The organism is Okeania sp. SIO3B5, from assembly GCF_010692555.1.
GTDB lineage: Bacteria > Cyanobacteriota > Cyanobacteriia > Cyanobacteriales > Microcoleaceae > Okeania.
On record NZ_JAAHHG010000528.1, the window covers coordinates 1 to 6,878 of the forward strand.

General features: G+C 35.6%; 5 protein-coding genes. 3 read left to right on the top strand and 2 right to left on the bottom strand.

The window, feature by feature from the left end; genetic code table 11:
* Nucleotides 1–635: 635 nt before the first annotated feature.
* Complete coding sequence (locus tag F6K54_RS37415; RefSeq protein WP_293089064.1) at nt 636–1,532, bottom strand: hypothetical protein; 897 nt, start codon at nt 1,530–1,532, stop codon at nt 636–638.
* A 184-nt stretch (nt 1,533–1,716) separates the two neighbouring features.
* Between F6K54_RS37415 and F6K54_RS37420 the strand changes: the two genes are divergently transcribed.
* Both F6K54_RS37420 and F6K54_RS37425 read left to right on the top strand, forming a co-directional pair.
* Nucleotides 1,717–1,845, top strand: coding sequence for a hypothetical protein (locus tag F6K54_RS37420; protein ID WP_293089066.1), 129 nt, complete (start codon nt 1,717–1,719; stop codon nt 1,843–1,845).
* Between the two features lie 113 nt (nt 1,846–1,958).
* Nucleotides 1,959–2,108, top strand: coding sequence for a hypothetical protein (locus F6K54_RS37425; protein ID WP_293089067.1), 150 nt, complete (start codon nt 1,959–1,961; stop codon nt 2,106–2,108).
* A gap of 540 nt (nt 2,109–2,648) precedes the next feature.
* On the opposite strand, the gene F6K54_RS37430 is transcribed toward F6K54_RS37425, so the two are convergent.
* The gene (locus F6K54_RS37430; RefSeq protein ID WP_293089069.1) at nt 2,649–2,771 is read right to left on the bottom strand and encodes a hypothetical protein; all 123 of its coding nucleotides are present in this window, start codon (nt 2,769–2,771) and stop codon (nt 2,649–2,651) included.
* A 1,382-nt stretch (nt 2,772–4,153) separates the two neighbouring features.
* Here F6K54_RS37430 and F6K54_RS37435 point away from each other — a divergent pair.
* Nucleotides 4,154–6,121 (top strand): mechanosensitive ion channel domain-containing protein, encoded by a 1,968-nt coding sequence (locus F6K54_RS37435; RefSeq protein WP_293089070.1) that lies wholly within the window; start codon nt 4,154–4,156, stop codon nt 6,119–6,121.
* The last annotated feature ends 757 nt before the right edge of the window (nt 6,122–6,878 follow it).

The following is a 6,878-nucleotide window of genomic DNA, read 5'->3' on the forward strand; positions in this document are numbered from 1 at the left end:
CGGTGAATCCAGGAGGAATAGGAATTACAGAGTCAGTGGCTAAAACAATAGTAAGAGTGATTTTTCGGGTGGCAAAATCCGAAAATACTCACCTTTTTAACCTACGCTTGCTGAAAAGCTAATACTTTTTCAAGACATAAATTGCCTAAAACCAATATCAGTCAATGCGCGTGATATTTAATCAACAAGCCCTAATTATGGCTTGCTGAAAAAGTCTTTTAGTAGGGGTAGGAGACAGAAAACAGGAGACAGGAGACAGGATAAATGGGAATGAGCGAGGAGGTAGAAGTAAGAATTGTACCTCAATTTTTATGTCATAATCATCTCAAAATACTAGCTTTATGCAGCTCTTGCCACCGAAAAGCTAGTACTTTTTCCAGACATAAAATTGCCTAAAACCAATATCAGTCAATGCGCGTGAGATTTAATCAGCAAGCCCTAATTAATAATTAAATAATTCGCGCCTTGAAGCCTCCCCTTTTAAGGGGAAAAAAGCGGTCGAGGGATGGCGAGGTCTCGGAGCCATATCCAATCGACCAAGAGAAGAAATAATATTTCCTTATATTCAATTCCGTAACGGTTTTAATCAGAGGTAATTATCAATTATCCATTATCAATTATCAATTAATGAACAACTAATTCAGACTAACTGTATCTATATTCCATTTTTTATCTGTAGAATTCCAAACTAAAAATAACTCCAGAGATTGAGCAATACTTTCTCCTGATTTTTTTGTATATTTTACCAGAGCATTTACTGTCGCCATGTCTGTACTAGAGCTGACTTGCTTAACATCTTGAATAGCAATATTACTAATTCCTGTCCACCAGTCATAATAGGAATTATAACCATCTGGATGTAGTTGTTGATTATCTTGAAAATTTGTTGATAGTTGATTCCAAGCTTGCTTATATTTACCTTGATTAAGATTAGAATAATAATTTTTTACGGCTGTTTCACTAGAAGTTTTAGAACTATATTCTTGAGGTATAGTTTCTGATTTTAATGTTGATGAAGTTTCGTCTATATTAACTGTAGAAGGTTCTGGTGTTGGTAAATCTCCTAAATTCATTTCTAGGTTAAATTCTGTAGATTCACTAGGACTAGAAACTTGCACAACATATTCTCCTGTTAGGGGTAAGTCAATAGACATTTGTTCTCCAGAAATAGGAGAGTCTTTCTGTTCAGCAATGATTAATTCTCGACGTTGTAATAGTTTCGTATCTGGGGAAAATATCCAAATACAAACATTACTGGTAATTCTATAATTAAAGTCTTTACCCCTTCTGGCATAGAATTTATAGCTAAGTTGTTTTTCAGAGTTAACAGTATCGGATATAGTGATAATATTTTCAGTTAAAGATAAAGATTTAGCATCTGTCTTATCCAGACGAATTATTGGTTTTTGTGGGCATTCTACAAAGGTAGGAGTGGGTGATGTGGTAGGTGAATCTAATTGATTTTCAGCAGTAGATAAGTCACTGCACCCACAGATGATTGAAACTGTCAAATATAGTAGTGATTTTTTCATATATTTTTTTGTGCATAGATTAGTAAAAAAATCAGATTTGCTGTTTTTATTAGGCTTAATTAGCAGTACATTATTAACTTTGATTGGCTTGCTTTATCTCAGTTAAAACATAAATTATCTGACTATTTTAGTTTTAGTTCTGCTAGATTAATTGAAGCATAAATCTGGTAGATTGTAAGAATTTTTGTTACCAGACACAGTAGCGGGAGCATCTTGCTCCCATGAACCACAGTTGTTCATCTACATATATCATTACTATGCAGAACTACCGGGAGTAGAAAAGAAGAAAAACAGCCGTACCTTAGTAACTTGAGAAACGCTATATCTATAATTGGTTGGCATTTGTAGACACGGGTAGTCCTGCTCGCGTAATGCTAAATGGTAGATGGGGATGAACAACTGGACAATAGATGATATAGAATATCAATGTTTAACAGAAAAAGGTTGAAAATTTTACCTGTAAAGGCTTTGATATTTAATCAGCAAAGTAATAACTATTGTCCAATAGATGAGAATATCAAGAATCGCGATCGCTATCTTTCGCGAATCAGCAGAGCAATAACTATTGGACAATAGATAATATAGAAGATCAATGTTTGAGGTGAAAAAGATTGAAACTATAAGCTGTAAAGGCTTTGATATTTAATCAGCAAAGTAATAACTATTGTCCAATAGATAAGAATATCAAGAATCGCGATCGCTATCTTTCGCGAATCAGCAGAGCAATAACTATTGGACAATAAATAAATAGAAGATCAATGTTTGAGGTGAAAAAGATTGAAACTATAAGCTGTAAAGGCTTTGATATTTAATCAGCAAAGTAATAACTATTGTCCAATAGATGAGAATATCAAGAATCGCGATCGCTATCTTTCGTGAATCAACAGAGCAATAACTATTGGACAATAAATAAATAGAAGATCAATGTTTGAGGTGAAAAAGATTGAAACTATAAGCTGTAAAGGCTTTGATATTTAATCAGCAAAGTAATAACTATTGTCCAATAGATGAGAATATCAAGAATCGCGATCGCTATCTTTCGCGAATCAGCAGAGCAATAACTATTGGACAATAGATAATATAGAAGATCAATGTTTGAGGTGAAAAAGATTGAAACTATAAGCTGTAAAAGCTTTGATATTTAATCAGTAAAGCAATAACTATTGTCCAATAGATAAGAATATCAATAATCGCGATCGCTATCTTTCGTGAATCAGCAGAACAATAACTATTGGACAATAGATAAATAGAATATGAATGTTTGAGGTGAAAAAGGTTGAAACTATAAGCTGTAAAGGCTTTGATATTTAATCAGTAAAGTAATAACTATTGTCCAATAGATAATATAGAATATGAATGTTTGAGGTGAAATGAGAATATCAATAATCGCGATCGCTATATTTCGCGAATCAACAGAGCAATAACTATTGGACAATAGATGATATAGAAGATGAATGTTTGAGGTGAAAAAGGTTGAAACTATAAGCTGTAAAGGCTTTGATATTTAATCAGTAAAGCAATAACTATTGGACAATAGATGAGAATATCAATAATCGCGATCGCTATCTTTCGCGAATCAGCAGAGCAATAACTATTGGACAATAGATAAATAGAATATGAATGTTTGAGGTGAAAAAGATTGAAACTATAAGCTGTAAAGGCTTTGATATTTAATCAGCAAAGCAATAACTATTGGACAATAGATAAGAATATCAATAATCGTGATCGCTATCTTTCGCGAATCAGCAGAGCAATAACTATTGGACAATAGATAAATAGAATATGAATGTTTGAGGTGAAAAAGGTTGAAACTATAAGCTGTAAAGGCTTTGATATTTAATCAGCAGAGCAATAACTATTGGACAATAGATAAATAGAATATCAATAATCGCGAAAGATAGCGATCACTATCTCAGCAGAGCAATAACTATTGGACAATAGATAAATAGATAAATAGAACATCAATATTTGAGGTGAAAAAGATTGAAACTATAAGCTGTAAAGACTTTGATATTTAATCAGCAGAGCAATAACTATTGGACAGAGGAGACTTTAAACCTTAATTATTCGGTAAGGGAGTAAGATGCTTCCACTGTTTTTGTCCTTGACCAAAATAATTAGGGCTTGCTGAAAAAGTCTTTTAGTAGGGGTAGGAGACAGGAGACAGGAGACAGGAGACAGGAGAAATGGGAATTATGGAGGAGGTAGTCGGAAAAATTGTCAGAGTGATTTTTCTGCAATAATCGCCCCAAAATACTAGCATGCATGAGCTTTTTGAGCTGAAAAGCTGACACTTTTTTAGACCAAAAAATGCTACAACCAATATCAGTCAATGCTTTGAGATTTATTCAGCAAACCCTAATTACAATAGACCAACATTACAATGCACCAGCATCTAGACAAGTCACTTGTCGAAGACTCTCTTCATCCACTTTTCCCTTTTTCTTTGCTATAAGATATAGCAGTAGCATTACTATATTTGACTTATGGAATAGTTTAAACAACCTAATATTATTTAATCTTTTATCCTAGATAACTAAAGCCTTCTTCCTTCTTGTTTCTTCCTTCTTCCTTAATTTGACTGATAACTGATAACTGATAACTGATAACTGAAATGACTTATGGAACATCTAAAACAACGGAATATCAATTTTCTTCCTTCTTCCTCCTTCCCTCTTCCTTCTTCCTTCAAATATGTGTCAAAACTTCAGAAATATGGGTTTAGGTTAATTCTGGCACTATGCATCTGTTTATTATCAATATTTTTATTCTCTCCCGTCCTAGCAGAAGATGCAACAAGTGTAAAAGCTCCAGTGGTATTAAATGGTCGAGAATTATTAGAAGTTGGCCCGTGGGGAAACATCACAGCTCAGGAACGAGCTACATTTATCACATCAACTCTGGAGTCGGCATTAGCTGAAAGTATTGAGCAGGGAAAACCACCGGAAATAACAATAGAACCCTCAGATCGAGGCGTAGTATTGAAAGTTAATAACCGCTTCTTAGTGCAATTGACAGAAGAGGATGGCCTTAATTCTATGTACTCAGAGGTTCAGGCGCAAATGTGGCAGGAACAACTCCAGCAAGGTTTAGATCTATGCTGGCAGGAAGAAACACCAAGCTATACGAGTTCGGCAATCAAAAAGCTAATATTTGCTTTTGTCATTGCCCTGTTGCTTCAGGGGGGTTTAGTATTACTATTTCGTTATATTCTACGCCAGAAAATTAAAAATCCTCAACGTTGGCACTCCTCACAACTATTAGGTTTAGTATTATTGCAAGTGGGAGTATGGGCAACATTTATCAAGTATGGGATTCAACTATTTCCCATAACTAGAGCTTGGTTTTATGAAGCTTTCAAACTTCTAGACACTACATTTAATTCCAGAATGTTTAAACTGGGAGAAGAAAGCATTTCCCTGAGCAGAATATTAGCGATCGCTCTAACCATAGTCGCACTTTGGGTAGGGGTAAGCTGGTTTGTGAGAATCCTCAAATCTCGCTTTCTCTCTCTCACAGAAGCAGACCGCAGTCACCAAGACACGATCGCTTTTTTTGTCCAATACGGACTACTTTCTATAGGAGCTGTCCTAATTCTCAATGCTGGAGGAGTAGACTTTCAGTCTCTAGCTATTTTGCTTGGAGCGCTCGGAGTAGGAATTGGTTTTGGATTACAAAATATTGTCAAAGACTTCATCTGTGGCTTAATTTTAATTGTCGATCGTCCGATCAAAGTTGGAGAATTAGTTCAAGTAGGAGAATTTCAAGGCTTAGTCCAACGCATCGGTACCAGAACAACTGACATTTCTAATATCGAACGCTATATTATTACCATTCCCAACTCTCGGTTTATTGAAGGGGAAGTACTCAACTGGAACCGCAGTGGTATAACTAGGGTGAAAACTTATGTGAAACTTCCTTATGGAACAGATATTGATTTTGTCTACAAAGTTTTGCTTGCTGCTGCTCAAGTAGAACATCCAGATATTCTCCGTCATCCACCTCCTAAAGTAAAATTTCGGCAATATTCAGAGGATGGTTTACAGTTTCGGGTAGTGGCTTTTATCTGCGATCCTCTCAAGCAACCAAAAGTGAGAACCCACCTCTATAACCAGATAGAAAGATATTTGCGCAAGTATGGAGTAGAAGTAGCTCGTCCTCAACAAGACTTACATCTCAAAGACCTAGATCCAGAAATCTATGCTTGGTTGCGGTCGCAAACTCCTGTAAAATATAGACCAGAACCTCAAGAAACTCCATCTATGGAACCACCTGCTATCAAAGAAGAGTACGACTGGGAGGCGATCGCCACTGCGATGCGTGGAGCTAACGGAGTTTCTATTAAAGACCGCAAGTTTCAATTTAAGAAATTTAAAAATGTCTTTTTTGGATCGGATGCGGTAGAGTGGTTAATGATTCATGAACGAGCTACTAGGGAAGAAGCTATTTTAATGGGTCAATTAATGTTAGAACAGGGTATAATTCATCATGTTTTAGACGAACATAATTTTAAAGATGAGCCTCTGTTTTATCGTTTTTATAATGATGAGATTGAAAGTAATCTTAGCACTAATTCTCAGACAGATTAAAGAGAATAGTCAAAGGGAAACCGATCCAGATGCTAGAGGAATTGATTTAGAACCACAAAATAATTCTAATGAATAGCACATTTGTATTTTGTATTTTGGATTGTTTGAACTACTTGTTAATATTAACTTTTCGCTCTCTTGGTGCGCATTTCCTTGCGTCTGTCGCTGACACAGAGTCGCACCGCTATTCCCTACTCCCAACTCCAGTGTTTTTTATTTCCTATAGAATCCCTGATCGTATCTTTTAGCTCTCTCCAGAAAAGAGGGAGTAGGGAGTAGGGAGTAGGGAGTAGGGAGTAGAGGGAAATAATTGATGACAAGCTCTACGATAATTGATTTGATTTTTAATGATTGGAGATGTCTTTTGAGGATAAAGATATATGCTTAAGTCAAGTATACTAGCGATTGCTGACGCAAAGCTCCGAAGATCGCCTAAATTTTTAGAGATACCAAACAGGTTCTATAAACCTACTTTCATACCTTAATTCAGCAATGCCTAATTCTGATAAATTAGTAAAGCTTTGATCTCAAATGGCTGATATCTGACGGCTGTTTGCGCAGTATTCCGGAGGAAATACTTAGGGCTTGCTGATTAAATCTAAAAGCATTGACATATAAAGACTTTAGCCTTTTTGGGGTCGAATTGCAGTGCGCCTATTTCAGCTCTTTATGCTTAAAAAGGAGCGTATTTTAGGCCCATAGTTGGGCAGAAAAATCTTGGCACAATTCTTACTCCTACCTGCTCTAAATTCCCATT

Bases quoted from the DNA above. Each gene is read 5' to 3' on its own strand.
- F6K54_RS37425 (WP_293089067.1), top strand. From the start codon at position 1,959: ATGTTTAACAGAAAAAGGTTGAAAATTTTACCTGTAAAGGCTTTGATA.
- F6K54_RS37435 (WP_293089070.1), top strand. From the start codon at position 4,154: ATGGAACATCTAAAACAACGGAATATCAATTTTCTTCCTTCTTCCTCC.
- F6K54_RS37415 (WP_293089064.1), bottom strand. From the start codon at position 1,532: ATGAAAAAATCACTACTATATTTGACAGTTTCAATCATCTGTGGGTGC.